At 69.2% G+C, this 17,174-nt stretch carries 18 protein-coding genes; 13 read left to right on the top strand and 5 right to left on the bottom strand.

Translation table 11 applies throughout. From position 1 onward, the window contains the following. Positions 1–9 precede the first annotated feature (9 nt). A complete protein-coding gene (locus tag ACIPYT_RS14190) occupies positions 10–1,425 on the bottom strand; it encodes a carboxylesterase/lipase family protein (RefSeq protein WP_401075471.1) in 1,416 nt (471 codons plus the stop codon). A gap of 105 nt (positions 1,426–1,530) precedes the next feature. On the opposite strand from ACIPYT_RS14190, the gene hrcA reads away from it, so the two are divergent. From hrcA to ACIPYT_RS14145, 9 genes are all read left to right on the top strand, one after another. After that, on the top strand, positions 1,531–2,562 hold the full coding sequence (gene hrcA, locus ACIPYT_RS14185) for a heat-inducible transcriptional repressor HrcA (protein WP_401075466.1): 1,032 nt from the start codon (positions 1,531–1,533) through the stop codon (positions 2,560–2,562). Positions 2,563–2,598: 36 nt separating this feature from the next. Beyond that, a complete protein-coding gene (gene dnaJ, locus ACIPYT_RS14180; protein WP_401075463.1) occupies positions 2,599–3,714 on the top strand; it encodes a molecular chaperone DnaJ in 1,116 nt (371 codons plus the stop codon). A gap of 13 nt (positions 3,715–3,727) precedes the next feature. Continuing rightward, the gene (locus tag ACIPYT_RS14175; protein WP_401075461.1) at positions 3,728–4,456 is read left to right on the top strand and encodes a 16S rRNA (uracil(1498)-N(3))-methyltransferase; all 729 of its coding nucleotides are present in this window, start codon (positions 3,728–3,730) and stop codon (positions 4,454–4,456) included. Positions 4,457–4,500: 44 nt separating this feature from the next. Beyond that, the gene (locus ACIPYT_RS14170) at positions 4,501–4,848 is read left to right on the top strand and encodes an HIT domain-containing protein (RefSeq protein ID WP_401075457.1); all 348 of its coding nucleotides are present in this window, start codon (positions 4,501–4,503) and stop codon (positions 4,846–4,848) included. A 61-nt stretch (positions 4,849–4,909) separates the two neighbouring features. Next, positions 4,910–5,935 carry a PhoH family protein gene (locus tag ACIPYT_RS14165; RefSeq protein ID WP_401075674.1) on the top strand — a complete coding sequence of 342 codons (1,026 nt, stop codon included), beginning with the start codon at positions 4,910–4,912 and terminating at the stop codon, positions 5,933–5,935. Between the two features lie 37 nt (positions 5,936–5,972). After that, positions 5,973–6,431 (top strand): rRNA maturation RNase YbeY, encoded by a 459-nt coding sequence (gene ybeY, locus ACIPYT_RS14160; RefSeq protein ID WP_017202321.1) that lies wholly within the window; start codon positions 5,973–5,975, stop codon positions 6,429–6,431. Beyond that, positions 6,428–7,720, top strand: coding sequence for a hemolysin family protein (locus ACIPYT_RS14155; RefSeq protein WP_401075454.1), 1,293 nt, complete (start codon positions 6,428–6,430; stop codon positions 7,718–7,720). Before ybeY ends, ACIPYT_RS14155 begins: the two co-directional genes overlap by 4 nt. Then, positions 7,713–8,609 carry a GTPase Era gene (gene era / locus ACIPYT_RS14150; protein WP_401075452.1) on the top strand — a complete coding sequence of 299 codons (897 nt, stop codon included), beginning with the start codon at positions 7,713–7,715 and terminating at the stop codon, positions 8,607–8,609. The genes ACIPYT_RS14155 and era overlap by 8 nt, the downstream gene beginning before the upstream one ends. A gap of 13 nt (positions 8,610–8,622) precedes the next feature. Then, a complete protein-coding gene (locus ACIPYT_RS14145; RefSeq protein WP_401075449.1) occupies positions 8,623–9,558 on the top strand; it encodes an NADP-dependent oxidoreductase in 936 nt (311 codons plus the stop codon). A 25-nt stretch (positions 9,559–9,583) separates the two neighbouring features. Here ACIPYT_RS14145 and ACIPYT_RS14140 read toward each other — a convergent pair whose 3' ends face one another. Continuing rightward, positions 9,584–10,222 (bottom strand): hypothetical protein, encoded by a 639-nt coding sequence (locus ACIPYT_RS14140; RefSeq protein ID WP_401075446.1) that lies wholly within the window; start codon positions 10,220–10,222, stop codon positions 9,584–9,586. Between the two features lie 195 nt (positions 10,223–10,417). Here ACIPYT_RS14140 and leuA point away from each other — a divergent pair, with 195 nt between their 5' ends. Further along, positions 10,418–12,172, top strand: a complete 1,755-nt coding sequence (gene leuA / locus ACIPYT_RS14135) for a 2-isopropylmalate synthase (RefSeq protein ID WP_401075443.1) — start codon at positions 10,418–10,420, stop codon at positions 12,170–12,172. An 88-nt stretch (positions 12,173–12,260) separates the two neighbouring features. On the opposite strand, the gene ACIPYT_RS14130 is transcribed toward leuA, so the two are convergent. Further along, a complete protein-coding gene (locus tag ACIPYT_RS14130) occupies positions 12,261–12,956 on the bottom strand; it encodes a TRIC cation channel family protein (protein WP_363370577.1) in 696 nt (231 codons plus the stop codon). Between the two features lie 34 nt (positions 12,957–12,990). Here ACIPYT_RS14130 and recO point away from each other — a divergent pair, with 34 nt between their 5' ends. Further along, complete coding sequence (recO, locus tag ACIPYT_RS14125; RefSeq protein ID WP_401075439.1) at positions 12,991–13,734, top strand: DNA repair protein RecO; 744 nt, start codon at positions 12,991–12,993, stop codon at positions 13,732–13,734. Further along, entirely contained in the window at positions 13,731–14,534 is an 804-nt protein-coding gene (locus tag ACIPYT_RS14120) for an isoprenyl transferase (protein WP_401075436.1), read from the top strand. The genes recO and ACIPYT_RS14120 overlap by 4 nt, the downstream gene beginning before the upstream one ends. On the opposite strand, the gene ACIPYT_RS14115 is transcribed toward ACIPYT_RS14120, so the two are convergent. Then, a complete protein-coding gene (locus ACIPYT_RS14115) occupies positions 14,474–15,085 on the bottom strand; it encodes an AAA family ATPase (protein WP_401075434.1) in 612 nt (203 codons plus the stop codon). The two genes, ACIPYT_RS14120 and ACIPYT_RS14115, sit on opposite strands and share 61 nt — an antisense overlap. A gap of 54 nt (positions 15,086–15,139) precedes the next feature. Between ACIPYT_RS14115 and ACIPYT_RS14110 the strand changes: the two genes are divergently transcribed. After that, the gene (locus ACIPYT_RS14110) at positions 15,140–15,832 is read left to right on the top strand and encodes a DsbA family protein (protein ID WP_401075431.1); all 693 of its coding nucleotides are present in this window, start codon (positions 15,140–15,142) and stop codon (positions 15,830–15,832) included. Between the two features lie 66 nt (positions 15,833–15,898). Here the strand turns inward: ACIPYT_RS14110 and ACIPYT_RS14105 are convergent, their stop codons facing one another. Continuing rightward, a complete protein-coding gene (locus tag ACIPYT_RS14105) occupies positions 15,899–17,113 on the bottom strand; it encodes a metallophosphoesterase family protein (RefSeq protein ID WP_401075428.1) in 1,215 nt (404 codons plus the stop codon). Positions 17,114–17,174: the final 61 nt, after the last annotated feature.

The following is a 17,174-nucleotide window of genomic DNA, read 5'->3' as shown; positions in this document are numbered from 1 at the left end:
AACGGCCCGTCAGGGAAGAAGATCGAGCGCGACCGTGCGTCGCTGCGGCACGGTGGCGCTCTCGGCGTCGAACAGCCGTGTCGTCCGCTCGGCGCCGTACGCGGGCCATCCGGGGTCGCCTGTCGTGATGAACGAGATCCACGCCGCGTGCATCTCGTCGGCGAGGCGCTGCGGCGCGTCGTCGCCGGCCAGCCGCCGGGTCTCGGGGTCGTCGAGTCGATCGAATACGAATCCGAGCTCGAGCGCATGCGCGGCGCGCAGGTCGCGCACCGGGCTGCGCCAGGCGAACTCGTAGACGAAGGTCGGAGCGCGTCGCGCACGCGCCACCCGGGTCAGGGGAGCACGGAGCATGATGTCGGTCGCGAGCTGGCCGAAGATCTCGCCCGTGGATGCACCGGGGAAGGCGGCCCGGTAGGCGGCGACCGCGCGGCGGGGGATGCGCAGGGCCAGTCGTGCGAGAAGGAGCTTCAGCCTGCTGATCCCGGCGAGCGCCTCGGGGGTGAACCAGAGGCGGTACTCGTCGGTGTTGGTGCCGATAAGCAGCGGGACGTCGATGTCGGGGATCACCTGGTGCGGAGAGCGGGGGAGCGACTCCTCGTCGAGCGCGAACTGGAACCCCGGCGCCCCGCCGAGCGGCGACGATCCCGCCGCCTGCTGCCGACGCGCATCGAGCAACTGCTCCGGGCTCACCCCGAGAAAGGCCGACCGCTCGGGCGCGATGCCGAGCCGCTTCGCCAACTGCACCGTGACGCGACCGGCCTTCGTCGACGTCTGCGCCTCCAGGGGGCCGGATTCGATGATCGCCCGGGCGATCAGGCCCCGTGACTCCGACCTCGCGAGGAGTCCTGCCACGATCGCCCCGCCCGCCGACTCGCCCATGACCGTGATGCGCGCCGGATCGCCGCCGAACGCCGCGATCTCCCTGTGCACCCATGCGAGACCGGCCGCCGCGTCCTCCAGCCCGAGATTGCGCGGTGCGCCGTCGAGCACAGAGAACCCTTCGGAGCCGAGCCGGTAGTTGATCGAGGCGAACACGATGCCCGCACGGGCGAATCCGCTGCCGTCGTAGAGCGAGAGGGCTGCGGTGCCGCGCTCCAGCGCTCCGCCGTGGATCCAGAGCACGACCGGAGCATCGCGCGCGTCGCGCGGCGCCCAGACGTTGACGGTGAGGATGTCGCGACCCGGGATCTCGACCGAACCCAGCAGATCGCCGATGGCGCCGGGGTACGGCGATTGCGGGGCGGTCGGCCCGAACGCTCGCGCCTCGCGCACGCCGTCCCACGGATCCGCGGGACGCGGGGAACGGAACCGGTGGTCTCCGAAGGGCGGCGCGGCGTACGGGATGCCCCGGAACAGACGGATGCCGTCGACCTCCTCTCCACGCACGGTCCCCGCGGTCAGAGTGGCGTCGACGGCATCGCTCATGGTCGTCATCGTAGGGGCCTTCCGCGTGTCGGCGGCTGCGGCGGGTAGAATTGGCACTCGACGCACGTGAGTGCCAGACACATGCAACGGACGAGGGGAGAAGCGATGGTCAGCGAACGAGGCCTCCAGGTGCTCCGCGCCATCGTGCAGGACTACGTCGAGACGCACGAACCGGTCGGCAGCCGGTCGATCGTCGACCGTTACTCGTTCGGGGTGTCGGCGGCCACGATCCGCAACGACATGGCCCTCCTCGAGGACGAAGAGCTCATCGCGGCCCCGCACACGTCGTCGGGACGCGTCCCCACAGACAAGGGCTACCGGGTGTTCGTCGATCACCTCGCCCAGTTGCGCCCGCTGTCGGTCGCGCAGCGCACCGCGATCGAGTCCTTCCTGACCGATCCCGCCGACCTGGACGATCTGATGGCGCGCACCGTCCGCGTGCTGACGCAGCTCACGGGGCAGGTGGCTCTTGCGCAGTATCCGTCGTTCGCGCGTGCGCGGCTCACGCACATCGAGCTCGTGGCGCTGGCACCCAACCGGCTGCTGATCGTGCTCGTCACGGACGCCGGCGGCGTGTCGCAGCGCATGGCTCCGCTTCCCGCCGACATCGACGAGTCCGACATGGCGCTGCTGCGTGCACGGCTGTCGTCGCTGCTGGCCGGCCGCGCGGTCAGCGAAGCGGCGGAGCGACTCGACGCGCTGCTCGGCGGAGACGAGCATGCGAACGACGCCGTGCTGCGGGCCGTCGCCGCCGTGATCGTCGAGGAACTCGGCACGTTCCGCCAGGAACGCCTCGTCATGGCAGGAGCGGCGACACTGGCTCGTCGCGAACACGACTTCCGCGGCAGCATCCATCCGCTCCTGGAGGCGATCGAGGAGCAGGTGACCCTCATCCGCCTGATGAGCGAGATGGAGGCCGACGCGCACGGCCTCGCCGCGAGCATCGGCGCGGAGAACGCGTCGTTCGGGCTCGACGAGGCGTCGATCGTCGCGAGCAACTACGCGGCGCGCAGCGGCACGGCACGCGTCGGGGTCATGGGCCCCACGCGCATGGACTATCCGAGCAATCTCGCGGCGGCGCGGGCCGTGGCCCGCTACCTCTCGCGGATGCTCGACGAGGACGAGGCGTCCCGCTGACGCGGGCGCCCAGAGAACACACGCAGAAGGGCCATCGTGGCGGACCACTATGAGGTACTGGGCGTCTCACGCGACGCCTCCACCGACGAGATCAAGAAGGCGTACCGGCGACTCGCGCGGCAGCTGCACCCGGACGTGAACCCGGGCGAGGAAGCGGCCGAGAAGTTCAAGCTCGTCACGCACGCGTACGACGTGCTGAGCGACGACGACTCGCGGCGCCGCTACGACATGGGCGGCGGCGACGGCGCGTCCGGCAACTTCCAGGGCTTCGGCGGGTTCGGCGACATCTTCGAGACGTTCTTCGGCGCGGCTCAGGGCGGGGGTCGGGGCGCTCGGCCCCGTTCCCGTCGCGAGCGCGGTCAGGATGCCCTGGTGCGGGTCACGCTCGACCTCGGCGACGTCGTGTTCGGTGCGCATCGGGACATCGAGGTCGACACGGCCGTGCTGTGCGAGACGTGCAACGGCTCGTGCTGCCAGGAGGGCACCTCGCCCGTCACGTGCGACATCTGCGGCGGCAGCGGTCACGTGCAGCGCCAGGTGCGCAGCCTGCTCGGCAACGTCGTCACCTCGCAGCCCTGCGGCACGTGCGAGGGATACGGCACGACGATCCCGTACCCGTGCGGCACCTGCGGCGGTCAGGGGCGCGTGCGTTCGCGTCGTACGGTCTCGCTCGACATCCCGGCGGGCGTCGAGACCGGTCTGCGGCTGCAGCTCCCCGGTTCGGGCGAGGTCGGCAAGGCCGGCGGCCCGAACGGCGATCTCTACGTCGAGGTGACGGTGAACCCGCATCCCGCGTTCAGCCGCGACGGCGACGATCTGCTCGCGACGCTCGAGGTGGCGATGACCGACGCCATCCTCGGCACGGAGACGACCATCCAGGGCCTCGACGGCGAGGTGGATCTCGAGATCCGCGCCGGCGTGCAGTCGGGCGACGTGCTCACGATCAAGGGTCGAGGCATCACGCCGTTGCGCGGCAGCCAGCGCGGCGACCTGCGCGTCGGCGTGCAGGTTCTGACGCCGACCAAGATCGATTCGGCGCAGCGCGCGCTGATCGAGGACTTCGCGAAGAAGACCAAGGCGCCGGAGCCGCAGCTCGCCCAGTTCCAGCAGGGGCTGTTCTCGAAGCTCCGCGACCGCTTCCGCTCGCACTGACCGGGACGACCACATGGCCCTGCACTTCCTCGTCGAGACCTCGTCGGATGCCGCCGTCGGCGACCTCGTGTCGCTGACCGGCGCCGAGGCGAAGCACGCCGCCGTCGTGCGGCGCCTCCGCGTCGGCGAGGAGGTCACGGTCGGCGACGGCTCCGGAGTGTGGCTGACGGGCACGGCAGAAGCCGTGTCGCCGTCGCTCGTCGACGTGCGCGTGTCCGCACGCTGGGTCGACGCTGCACCATCCCCGCGCCTCGTGCTCGTGCAGGCACTCGCGAAGGGCGACCGCGACGAACTCGCGGTGCAGGCGGCGTGCGAGCTCGGGGTCGACGAGATCGTGCCCTGGCAGGCGAGTCGCAGCGTGTCGCGATGGGAGGGTCCGAAGGCCGTCAAGGGGCGCGAGCGCTGGGCGAGCATCGTCCGCGAGGCCGCCAAGCAGGCGCATCGGCCCTGGGTGCCGGAGGTCGCTGCGCCGGCGTCCACGAAGGACCTCGCGGCGCGCGCGGCGGCGCAGCGCGTGCTGGTCCTCGACCCCACGGCTCCCGCGCGCCTGTCGGCGCTGGTGCCGGACGGCCGGGACATCGTCCTGGTGGTCGGCCCGGAGGGCGGGATCTCCGACGCCGAGCTCGCAGCGCTCGTCGAGGCGGGCGCGGAGCGTGTGCTCCTCGGCGACACCGTGCTGAGGACGTCGACCGCCGGACCCGCGGCCATCGCCGTGCTCTCGGTGGCCCTCGGACGTTGGTGATCGCGCTCCGGGCCCGGCGGGTGCACGGTCGGTAGACTGACAGCATGTCCGAACCCTCGATCTTCACGCGCATCCTCGACGGCGACATCCCGGGTGAGATCCTGCTGGACACCGGCCGGGTGTTCGCGATCCGCGACATCAACCCCCAGGCGCCGCTGCATGCGCTCGTGATCCCCAAGACCGCGGAGTACCGTGACGTCACGGAGCTCGCCGCCGGTGATCCCGGTCTCCTGGCCGAGATGGTCGCCGCCGCCAAGCAGCTCGCGACCGCGCATGCGAACGGCGAGTACCGCCTCATCTTCAACAACGGCGCGAGCGCCGCCCAATCCGTCTTCCACGTGCACGCCCATGTGCTCGGCAACATCGAGGAGAACAAGCTCGTTGGCTTCTGACGACGACAACACCCCCACCGACCGCGACGTTTCGGAGCGCATCTACGCCGACGGCGTCGCCATGGTGCAGCTGCTCGGCCCGCAGGACCGCCTGCTCCGGATGCTCGAGAAGGAGCATCCGGATGTGCAGGTGCTCGTGCGCGGCAACGAGATCACCCTCAGCGGCGCGCCCGACGCCGTGGCGCGCGCGAAGAACCTCGTCGACGAGCTGCTCACCATGACGAAGGCCGGACACGACCTCGCCCCGAGCGACGTCGCGAGCTCGGCGCGCATGCTCCGGGCGGACGGCGGACCCCGACCCAGCGAGGTGCTGGGCGAGGCGATCCTGTCGACACGCGGCAAGGTCATCCGTCCCAAGACGCTCGGCCAGAAGGAGTACGTCGACGCGATCGAGGAGAACACGATCGTCTTCGGCATCGGCCCGGCCGGCACCGGCAAGACCTACCTCGCGATGGCGAAGGCCGTGCAGGCGCTCCAGCGCAAGGAGGTCACGCGGATCATCCTCACGCGCCCGGCCGTCGAGGCGGGGGAGCGGCTCGGGTTCCTGCCCGGCACGCTGACCGACAAGATCGACCCGTATCTGCGTCCCCTCTACGACGCGCTCAACGAGATGATGGATCCCGAGATCGTGCCGCGCCTGATGGCCACAGGCACGATCGAGGTCGCTCCTCTGGCGTACATGCGCGGCCGCACGCTGAACGACTCGTTCGTCGTGCTCGACGAGGCGCAGAACACCACGCCAGAGCAGATGAAGATGTTCCTCACGCGCCTCGGCTTCGGCACGCGCATGGTCGTGACCGGCGACATCACGCAGGTCGACCTGCCGCAGGGCGCATCCGGGCTTCGACTCGTCACGCGCGTGCTCGACGGCATCGACGATATCCACTTCTCCCGGCTCACGAGCGACGACGTCGTGCGCCACTCGCTTGTCGGACGCATCGTCGACGCGTACAGCGAGTACGACGAGCGCCGGACGGCGCAGCGGCACGAGCGCGAGCAGGCGGCGGAGTTCGCGAACCGGGCCGAGCGTCGCGGCGCGCAACGACCGGGACCCCGAGACCGGATGCCGAAGCGAGGCCTCTCCTGATGACACGAGCACAGGCCCTGAAGAAACGAGCGCAGTCATGATCGAGATCAACAACGAGTCGGCGATCGACGTCGACGAGACCGTGCTGCAGCGTCTCACCGACTTCAACCTCGCCCAGCTCCACGTGAGCCCCGATGCCGAGGTCGCGATCGTCCTCGTCGACGAGGGCGCCATGGAGGCGCTGCACGTGCAGTGGATGGATGAGCCGGGCCCCACCGACGTCCTGAGCTTCCCCATGGACGAGCTGCGCCCCGGCACCGAGGATCGACCCACCGCTCCCGGTCTGCTCGGCGACATCGTGCTCTGCCCGCAGGTGGCCGAGACGCAGGCGCAGGCCGCCGGTCACACGCTGATGGACGAGCTCATCCTGCTCACGACGCACGGGCTGCTGCACCTCCTCGGCTTCGATCACGCGGAACCCGACGAGGAGCGTGAGATGTTCGGCCTGCAGAAGGAGCTCATCCAGGGCTTCGCGGCGGCCGAACGTCGCCGATGACCGCTGTTCTCCTGCTGGTAGGCGCCCTCCTGCTGGTCGCCTTCGGCGGTCTCATGGCGGCGATAGACGCCGCCTTCGGCGTCACCTCGCGCTCGGACATCGAGGAGATGGCGGGTGAGGGGCGCAACGCCCGCCAACTCGCGCGCATCGCGGCGGACCCCGACGCGCACGTCAACTCGGTGGCCTTCATTCGCGTGCTCGCGGAGGTCACCGCGGCCGTCTTCGTGGCCGTCGCGTTCACGATCCTCATCGAGAACAACTGGCTCGCGATGCTCGCGGCCGCCGTGCTCATGACCGGTATCACCTTCGTGCTGGTCGGAGCGAGTCCCCGGTCGTTCGGTCGGCAGCACGCGGACGGCCTCCTGCGGGCGAATGCGCCGATCGTACGAGGGCTGCGGATCATCCTCGGTCCGCTCGCCCAGGGACTCGTGCTCCTCGGCAACAAGGTGACCCCCGGCACCGGACGCAGCTCGTTCACCTCGGAGGAGCAGCTGCTCAGCATGGTCGACGAGGCCGCGTCGAACGACCTCATCGAGGCCGACGACCGCGATCTCATCCACTCCGTGTTCGACTTCACCGACCAGTTCGTGCGTGCGGTCATGGTGCCGCGCACCGAGCTGGTGACGGTCGACGCGACCGCGACCACCGACGAGGCCATGACGCTGTTCCTGCAGCGCGGTGTCTCGCGCATGCCGGTGGTCGACGACGAGGCCGACGACGTCGTCGGCGTCCTCTATCTCAAAGACCTCGTGCAGTTCGCGTACCGTGACGACAACGCCTGGCGTGCGGCGTCGATCCGCCCGATCTCGCGTCCGGCGACCTTCGTTCCGGAGTCGATGCGCGCCGAGACGCTGCTGCAGCAGATGAAGCGCGATGCCGTGCACGTGTGCCTGGTGATCGACGAGCACGGCGGCATCTCGGGTCTCGTGACCCTGGAGGACCTCATCGAGGAGCTCGTGGGCGAGATCGCCGACGAGTACGATCAGGTGGCGACGGAAGTCGTCGAGCTGGGCGAGGGCAAGTACCGTGTCAGTTCGCGGCTCTCGCTGGAGGACGTCGGCGATCTGTTCGGCCTCGAGCTCGAGGACGAGGACGTCGATTCGATCGGCGGCCTGCTCGGCAAGACGCTCGGACAGGTTCCGCAGCCGGGCGCGACGGCCACGGTGCACGGTCTCGCGCTCACCGGAGGCGCGTCCCGCGGACGAGGCCGCGGCATCGCGACGGTGTTCGTCGAGAGGGCCGCGCCGCATACGACAGAGGATCACGACAGGGAGCGGAACGATGACTGAGCACACACGCAGCGGGTTCGTGACGTTCGTCGGGCGACCGAACGTCGGGAAGTCCACGCTCACGAACGCTCTCGTCGGCGAGAAGATCGCGATCACGAGCGAGAAGCCGCAGACCACGCGTCGGGCCATCCGCGGGATCGTGAACCGCCCAGACGGGCAGCTCGTGATCGTCGACACCCCCGGCATCCACAAACCGCGCACGCTGCTCGGCGAGCGTCTGAACGACCTGGTCGAGCAGGTGCTAGGCGACGTCGACGTGATCGGCTTCTGCGTGCCAGCGACCGAGAAGATCGGTCCGGGCGACCGGCGGATCGCGGCGTCGCTCGACGGATACCCGCGCGCGAAGAAGATCGCGATCGTGACGAAGACGGATGCCGCGTCGCGCGACGAGATCACCGAGCGCCTCATGGAAGCCGATGCGCTGCGCGAGGACTGGGCGGCAGTGATCCCGCTGTCGGCGCTGACCCGCGACCAGCTCGAGGTGCTGACCGACGAGATCCTCACGCTGATGCCGAAAGGCCCTGCGCTCTACCCCGAGGACATCACCACCGACGAGTCGATCGAGGATCGCATCGCGGAGATCATCCGCGAAGCCGCCCTGCACGGTGTGCGCGACGAGCTCCCGCACTCGATCGCCGTCGTCGTCGACGACATCGCTCCGCGTGAGGACAGCGACCTCACCGACGTGCACGCCTCGATCGTGGTCGAGCGCGACAGCCAGAAGGCGATCATCATCGGTCACAAGGGCAGTCGCCTGCGCGACGTCGGCGCGCGGGCGCGCACCGAGATCGAAGGACTCCTCGGCACCCGCGTGTTCCTCGGACTGCACGTGAAGGTCGCCAAGGAGTGGCAGCGCGACCCCAAGCAGCTCGGTCGACTCGGGTTCTGAGCGGGGTCCCGAGATGGCGCAGCACTGGATCGCACGGGCCGCGGGCTCACCCGAGACCTGGGACTTCACCTCATACGATCCCGCGAAACCCGTCGAAGGGGAAGTGACGATCCGTGTGCACGCCGCGGGCGTGAACCCCGCCGACGCCAAGCATGTCGCCTCCACCCGAGGCGGGGTCGAGTATCCGGTGGCGATCGGCTATGAAGTGTCCGGTGAGATCGCGGCGATCGGTCCGAACACCTCGATCGGGTCCGGGGAGGCGCGCGTCGGAGACGAGGTCGTGGCCTTCCGCGTGCGCGGAGGCTATGCGACCGCGCTCACGGTCCCGGCGGAGAAGGTGTTCGCGAAGCCGTCGACACTCACCCACCCCGAAGCGGCGAACCTGCTTCTCGTGGGCACGACGGCGGCGGAGATGCTCGCCGTCACCGGCGCGGCCGCGGGGGAGACGATCCTGCTGCACGGTGCTTCGGGCGCGGTCGGGGTGAGCGTGCTCCAGCAGGCGCGTCTGCGCGGCATCCGGGTGATCGGCACCGCCAGCGCGGAACGTGCCGACGTCGTGCGGGAGTTCGGCGGCATCCCGGTGCCGTACGGCGCCGGTCTCGCGGGCCGTGCGCGCGACGCGGCCGGCGCGGAGATCGCCGCCGCCCTCGACGCCGTCGGCACCGACGAAGCCGTCGACGTCTCTCTCGAACTGGTGGCCGATCGACGCCGCATCGTCACCATCGCCGCGTTCGGTCGAGCCGAGACCGCCGGCATCCTCGCGATCGCGGGATCGATGCCCGACAGCGCGCGCTTCCGCGACGAGGTGCGGGGCGAGCTCGTGGCGTTGGCGCAGAGCGGCCACCTCGTCGTACCGGTGGCGCATACCTTCGCACTCGACCGGGCCGTCGAGGCGCATCACATCCTCGCCACCGGTCACCCCGGCGGCAAGCTCGCACTCATCCCGTGAGCCGTTCGTCCCGCCGTCGACGCGTCTAGTCGATCTCGCGCAGCGCCGAGGTCACGATCACGACGCCCTCATCGTAGGCATCGTCCGCCGCATCCTGGAGCGTCCCGTCGTCCCAGACGACCTGCACCCACAGGTACCCGCGCTCGATGCCGAGCGTGAGCGCGTCGTCGCCGAATCCTGCGGAGACCTCGTCCTGGATCCGGGCGAGCTCGTCGTCCGCGGTCGTCCCGTCGATCCCTCCGGTCGGATCCTCCGGCGCGACGGTGTCGTACAGAGCGAGCATGATGGGCGGGTCGGTGATCGTGTACCGCTCGCCGTCGTATGTGCCGTAGACGGCATACGATCCCCACCGCGTCGCGCCGCTCGATTCGCTCCCGTCCACGCCGTCCCATGTCCACCCGTCGACCGGGATGCCGAGACACTGCGGCGGGTAGGACTCCATGACCGCCCCGAGGCAGAGCTGCACGCTGCCGGATTCATCGAGCACCGTGCCGACGCCGATCACCCGCCCCTCGGACGGCGAGACCTCGATCGCTCCCCAGACGGGTGTCGCGGTGCTCGTCGGGGCGGGTGAATCTCCCGGACCCGACGCGCACGCCGACAGCAGGATCAGCCCCGGCACGAGGCCGGCGGCGAGAGACAGGCGACGCTGCGAGATGCTCATGACCGAGAGTGTCGACGGAACCGGGATCGTCTCAGATCGTGTCGATCCGCCCCGAGCATCCTGCTAGCATGGCCGCATGCCTTTCGGCGGTCTGCTTCTTCTTAGCTGCCGCGACGAGTCCTGAGAGCTAGGGCCTTCCTCGTCGCGGCGCTCGTGTTGGCCCGAACACATTTCTGACGAGAGAAGAAGCCCCTCATGAAGAACACTCAGCGTCCGTCCGCGATGCCGATCCACAAGTACCGGCCGTTCCACGAGCAGATCTCGGTGCACCTGCCCGACCGCACGTGGCCCGATGCCCGCATCACCGAGGCCCCGCGCTGGTGCGCCGTCGACCTCCGCGACGGCAACCAGGCCCTGATCGATCCCATGTCACCCGAGCGCAAGCGCGTCATGTTCGAGCTGCTCGTCAGCATGGGCTACAAGGAGATCGAGGTCGGGTTCCCGTCGGCGAGTCAGACCGATTTCGACTTCGTGCGTCAGCTCATCGAAGAGAACCTGATCCCCGATGACGTCACGATCCAGGTGCTGACCCAGGCACGAGAGCACCTGATCGAGCGCACGTACGAGGCGATCGCCGGAGCGAAGCAGGCGATCGTGCACCTGTACAACTCGACGAGCGTGCTGCAGCGCGAGGTCGTGTTCCGCACCGACAAGCAGGGCATCATCGACATCGCGCTGGAAGGCGCGCGCCTGTGCCGGAAGTTCGAGAAGACGATCCCCGACACGCAGGTGTACTACGAGTACTCGCCCGAGAGCTACACGGGAACCGAGCTCGAGTTCGCGGTCGACATCTGCAACCAGGTCATCGAGATCTTCGAGCCGACGCCCGACCGCAAGGTCATCATCAATCTCCCGGCGACGGTCGAGATGGCGTCGCCCAACGTGTACGCCGACTCGATCGAGTGGATGAGCCGTCACCTCGCGCACCGTGAGAACGTCATCCTGTCGCTGCACCCGCACAACGACCGCGGCACCGCGATCGCGGCCGCCGAGCTCGGCTACATGGCCGGCGCGGACCGCATCGAGGGATGCCTGTTCGGCAACGGCGAGCGCACCGGCAACGTCGACCTCGTCGCGCTGGGCATCAACATGTTCACGCAGGGCATCGATCCGCAGATCGACTTCAGCGACATCGACCAGGTCAAGCGCACGGTCGAGTACTGCAACCAGCTGCCCGTCCCCGAGCGCAGTCCGTGGGCCGGCGACCTGGTGTTCACGGCGTTCAGCGGATCGCACCAGGATGCGATCAAGAAGGGCTTCGAGGCGATGGCCGTCACCGCCGACGTGAAGGGCGTCACGGTCGACGAGATCGAGTGGGCGGTGCCGTACCTGCCGGTCGACCCGAAGGACCTCGGACGATCATACGAGGCAGTGATCCGCGTGAACTCGCAGTCCGGCAAGGGAGGAGTCGCGTACCTGCTGAAGGCCGACCATGCGATCGACCTGCCCCGCAAGCTGCAGATCGAGTTCTCGGGCGTCGTGCAGGCGAAGACGGACGCCGAGGGCGGCGAGGTCACGAGCGAGCAGATCTGGTCGGTCTTCAACGACGAGTACCTGCCCGCCGCCGACACGGCTGCCAAGTGGGGTCGGTTCGAGCTCCTGGCGACGCAGACGCGCAGCGACATGTCGGGTGACGTCGAGCTCGACGTGACCCTGCGCGACGACGAGCAGCAGTTCTCGGTCACGGGCTCGGGCAACGGTCCGATCGCCGCGTTCATCGAGGTCCTGCGCGCCCAGGGCTTCGACATCACGCTGTACGACTACGTCGAGCATGCCCTCAGCTCCGGCGGTGACGCGCAGGCCGCGGCCTACGTCGAGCTGCAGGTCGGCGACCAGCGGCTGTGGGGCGTCGGCATCGACGGCGACATCTCGACCGCGTCGCTCAAGGCGATCGTCTCGGGCGTGAACCGCTCGATCCGCACGCGCCAGCACGAGCTCGCCGCGGTCTGAACCGCTTCGCTCGCTCAACGACCGGGGGACCCCCTCCCGGTCGTTGAGCGAGGAGCGGAGTGAGGAGACGAAACGTGCTGCGCCGACCTCAGTCGAGCCCGGGCTTGACGATGGGGATGACGCCCGTCTCGGCGGCGACCTTGCGTCGGTAGAGGCGGCGCTGCTCGGGGAGCGACACGTCGAAGCTCACGGCGAGCACGCGGATCACCGCGGTCACCGCGATGCCGATCACGGCAGCGAGGGGGATCGACATCCCGAGCGCGTGCGCGATCACGATGAAGGCCGACCCTCCGCCCGCAGCCACCGCGTAGAGCGAGCCGACGTGCATGATGGCGGTCGGCAGGCCCATGAGCATGTCGCGCAGCACGCTGCCGCCGACGGCCGCGCACACGCCGATGAACACGGCGGGCACTTCGGGGATGCCGAGCGCGAGCGCCTTGCTCGTGCCGAAGGCGCCGAACATGCCGATCACGATCGCGTCGAGTCCGACGATGACCTTGTTCAGTCGCGTGAAGAGTCCGGCGAGCAGCATCCCGAACAGCGCGGCTCCCGTCGCGGTCACCAGATACCACTGGTTCTGCAGCGTCGCCGGAGTCTGACCGAGCAGGATGTCGCGGATGAGACCGCCGCCCATGCCGATCATGATCCCGATGATGGCGACGCCCAGCCAGTCGAGGCGCCGCTGGCCCTGGAACCCGGAGGCGAAGAGCGCCCCCTGGACCCCGCCGAGGCCGACGCCGAGGAGATCCGCCCAGAACGGAATGATGAAGAGCGGTTCGGTCACCCGTCCATTGTCGCGCACGGAGGATAATCGAGGGGTGCCCACGTATCGAGACGAAGCGGTGATCCTGCGCACCCACAAGCTGGGTGAGGCCGATCGCATCGTCACGATGCTGTCCAGACGCCACGGCAAGGTGCGCGCGGTCGCGAAGGGCGTGCGCCGCACCTCGTCGAAGTTCGGCTCGCGGCTGGAGCCCTTCATGGTCGCGGATGTGCAGCTGTACCAGGGGCGCTCGCTCGACATCGTGCAGCAGGCGGAATCGCTCGGCGCGTACGGCGCCGACATCGCCTCGCACTACGATCGCTTCACCTCCGCGAGCGCGATGGTCGAGACGGCCGACCGCCTCAGCGACTCCGAGGCGACGCCGGAGCAGTACCTCCTGCTCGTGGGCGGACTCCGTGCGCTGTCTCGCGGCGAGCACGCGCCCCGCAGCATCCTCGACTCGTACCTGCTGCGGGTGATGGCGCTGTCCGGCTGGGCCCCGTCGCTCGGCGACTGCGCCCGCTGCGGTGCACCGGGCCCGCACACGACGTTCGTCGCCCAGCTCGGCGGTCTCGTGTGCCGCAACGACGCCCCGGCCGGCAGCCCGCGCATCGCCGACCGCACGCTCGAGCTGCTCCGCTCGCTCATGGCGGGGGAGTGGGACGTGATCGACGCGGCATCGACGGCCGAGACCTCGGCGGCGTCGGGCCTCATCGCCGCCTACGTCCAGTGGCACCTCGAGCGCGGCATCCGCTCGCTCGCGCACGTGAAAGACGACCCCCGAGAAGGAGCACGGTGAGTCCCAAGCCGTACACGCACAAGGATGCCGTGGCCTACCGTCCGCTCGACTGGACGGGCGTCTACCCGCCGGCCTTCCCGGCGGTGCCCGAGCACGTCGCGATCGTGATGGACGGCAACGGGCGCTGGGCCAACCGCCGCGGACTCACCCGCATCGAGGGGCACAAGGCCGGCGAGGAGGTGCTGCTCGACGTCGTCGCCGGAGCGATCCAGGCGGGCGTGAAGCACCTGTCGGTGTACGCGTTCTCCACGGAGAACTGGGCGCGATCGCCCGAGGAGGTCCGCTTCCTCATGGGGTACAACCGCGACGTGCTCCACCGCCGCCGCGATCAGCTCAACGAGTGGAACGTGCGCATCCGCTGGGCGGGCCGCAAGCCGCGGCTCTGGGGCAGCGTGATCACCGAGCTGCAGCGCGCCGAGGAGCTCACGAAGCGGAACACGGGACTCACTCTCACGATGTGCGTGAACTACGGCGGACGGGTCGAGCTCGTCGACGCGATGCGATCGATCGCCGCGGATGTCGCCGCCGGACGCTTCAAGCCGACCGCGATCACCGAGAAGATGATCCGTCGCCACCTCTACGTGCCCGACATGCCGGACGTCGACCTGTTCCTGCGCAGCTCGGGGGAGCAGCGCACCTCGAACTTCCTGCTGTGGGAGTCGGCCTACGCCGAGATGGTGTTCCTCGACACCCTGTGGCCGGACTTCTCGCGCGAGGAGCTGTGGCGGGCCATCGGCCTCTACCTGTCGCGCGACCGACGCTTCGGCGGCGCGATCGACACACCCGACGCCCCGGCCTGAGCGCGCAGCCACCGCTCGGTCTCGCGGGGATGGCGCAGGCGCACGATCGTCAGGTGCGGGAACTCGGCCTCGGCCACCGGCATCCGTTCGGTCCACTTGTGCAGCGTCGCGGTCTGCCAGGCCAGGATGCTGTCTTCGGGGGTGCCGCGGAACATGCGCCAGATCGGCTTCTCGACGTTGCCGTTCCACATCCTCGTGCGCAGGATGCTCCTGCTCAGTGTCCGCCGCAGGAGGCGCGAGCGCACGACGCGATACGGATAGTCGAGCCAGATCACGAGGTGCGCGCGGGGCGTGAGGATCAGGTCGGTGCCCTTGCTCGTGTACTGCCATTCGGTGATCCAGCGGTCCTCGGCGGCGAACGCGCGCACGTCGTCGATGAAGGTCGGCCGCGGTGTCCAGTTCTCGCCGTGGAACAGCCCGTCGATCTCGGTGTGGCGCAGGTTCCAGACAGCGGCGACGCGCCGGGACAGCGTCGTCTTGCCCGACCCGGTCACGCCCGCGACGAGCACCCGTTCGGGAACGCGGGGGAGCGGATCATCGGCGGAGAGCATCCGAGAATCCTACCCAGCGGAATAGGCCGGACGAGGATGCGGTTGGATCATGTTGTGACTGACGCCATCTCCATCGACATCTGGTCCGACATCGCCTGCCCCTGGTGCTACATCGGCAAGCGCAACCTCGAGAAGGGGCTGGAAGCCGTCGCCGGCGATGATGACGCCCCACAGGTGAACATCACGTTCCACTCCTTCGAGCTCGCACCCGACACCCCCGTCGACTTCGACGGCGACGAGATCGACTTCCTGTCGGGCCACAAGGGCATGCCGCGCGCACAGGTCGAGGAGATGCTGTCGCACGTCACCGGCGTCGCCGAGAACGCCGGCCTCGCATACCGGTTCGATCTGCTGCAGCACACCAACACCGTCAAGGCCCATGAGCTGCTGCACTTCGCGAAGGCGAACGACCTGCAGCACGAGATGGAGGAGCGGCTCATGTCCGCGTACTTCACCGAGGGCAAGCACGTCGGTCGCGTCGATGACCTCGTCGAGCTCGCCGTCGAGGTGGGCCTCGAGGCGGAGGCCGTGCGTGAGGCGCTCGAGACCTCCCGGCACCTCCAGGACGTCCGCCAGGACCAGGCGCAGGCCCAGGCCTACGGCATCCAGGGCGTGCCGTTCTTCGTGATCGACGGCCAGTACGGCATCAGCGGCGCCCAGCCTCCCGCAGCCTTCGAGAACGTGCTGCGCGACCTGTGGGCCCAGCGCGGCGCCCCCGAAGACGACAAGTCGGCAGCTCAGGCCTGAGCCGCTGCCATCAGACGTCGAGGCGGTGGGAGTCACGCTCCCGCCGCCTCGACGCGTCTCGGGGCGTCAGATGCGCTCCTGTGCGGGTGCCAGCGGAAGCGGCTCCATCGGCTGGTCATTCGCGGTGAGGTCGATGCCGAGATCGCGGGCGTAGACGACGCGCGTCGCGATCGCCACGTCGTCACCCGTCTCCGTGAGCTCGAACACGCGGCCGCCACGCATGCGATTGCGGTCGGCGCCGTCGAGGCCGTATGCCCCGAAGCCCGTGCCGGGCGCGTACCCGAGCTTGACTCCGTAGTAGTCGCCCACGTAGTCGTTGATGTGGTCGTGCCCGACGAACACGCCCTTCACGTCGCCGCGTTCGAGGATCGCGTTGAACATCCCCGAGTTGAAGGGTCCGGGGCATTCGTCCTCGTTCCGTTCGCCGATGATGCCGTGGCGGAGCCGTCCGCGCGCGGCGTCGGCCTCGGTGCGGGTGTCGACGCCGCCCCACCACATGAAGCGGTGCTCCGACAGGGCGATGTGCAGGAACATCAGTCCCGGTAGCTTCCTGCCACGACGCTTCTCGAGCTCCTGCGACTGCTGGCGATACCAGGCGACCTGATCCATGCGCAGCCAGTCCCAGGTCGGATAGCCGGCGAAGTCCTGGCCGCTCAGCACCTCGGGGGCGTAGCGACCGGAGTCCATCAGCCACAGCGCGAAGGCCTCCCGGTTCTTCTTCGCGGACGAGGCGATCGTCGCGAGGGTGTTGCTGGTGCCCGTGACGCCGCGGGTGTTCTCGGCGTTCATGTTGTAGTCGTAGGAGCGGTAGATCGCCAGCATCCCCGCTTCGTCGACGCCCGACTCCGGCAGCGAGTCCTCATCGTGGTTCCCGAAGGTGACCGCCCACGGGATCTTCCGGGACTCCATCGGCCAGACGACGTTGTTGATGGCCTGCTTGACGGCGAGGCGGGTCTCGCATCCGCCCGTGATGACATCGCCGTTGATCACCACGAAGTCCGGTGTCTCCTGATCGAGCACCTTCTCGATGAGCTCCACGGTGCGACGGTCGGTGAGCTCGTCGTCCTGCGTGTCGTTGAACTGCACGATCTTGAAGGTTCCGTCCGCACGGAACTGCAGGCGCCCGACCTTGCCGGGCTTCGTCGGACGCGCAGACGACCAGGCGTCGGCGGGGGCAGAGGCGTGCGCCGAGGCAGCACCGAGTGGGAGGGCGGTGCTGAGCGCACCGAGCGCACCTGCGGTGAGGACGGTTCGCCGGCTGATCGGCACGCGGTCGGGCATGGTCGTTCTCCTTGTCTTCGAACGGATATCGCCCGGCGAGACTAGGCAGGACACATGGCCG

It is taken from the genome of Microbacterium sp. NPDC089695 (assembly GCF_044749085.1).
In the GTDB taxonomy this organism is placed as follows: Bacteria; Actinomycetota; Actinomycetes; order Actinomycetales; family Microbacteriaceae; genus Microbacterium.
The sequence above is the reverse complement of the archived record's forward strand: the minus strand, read 5'-3'. Positions and strand labels throughout refer to the sequence as shown.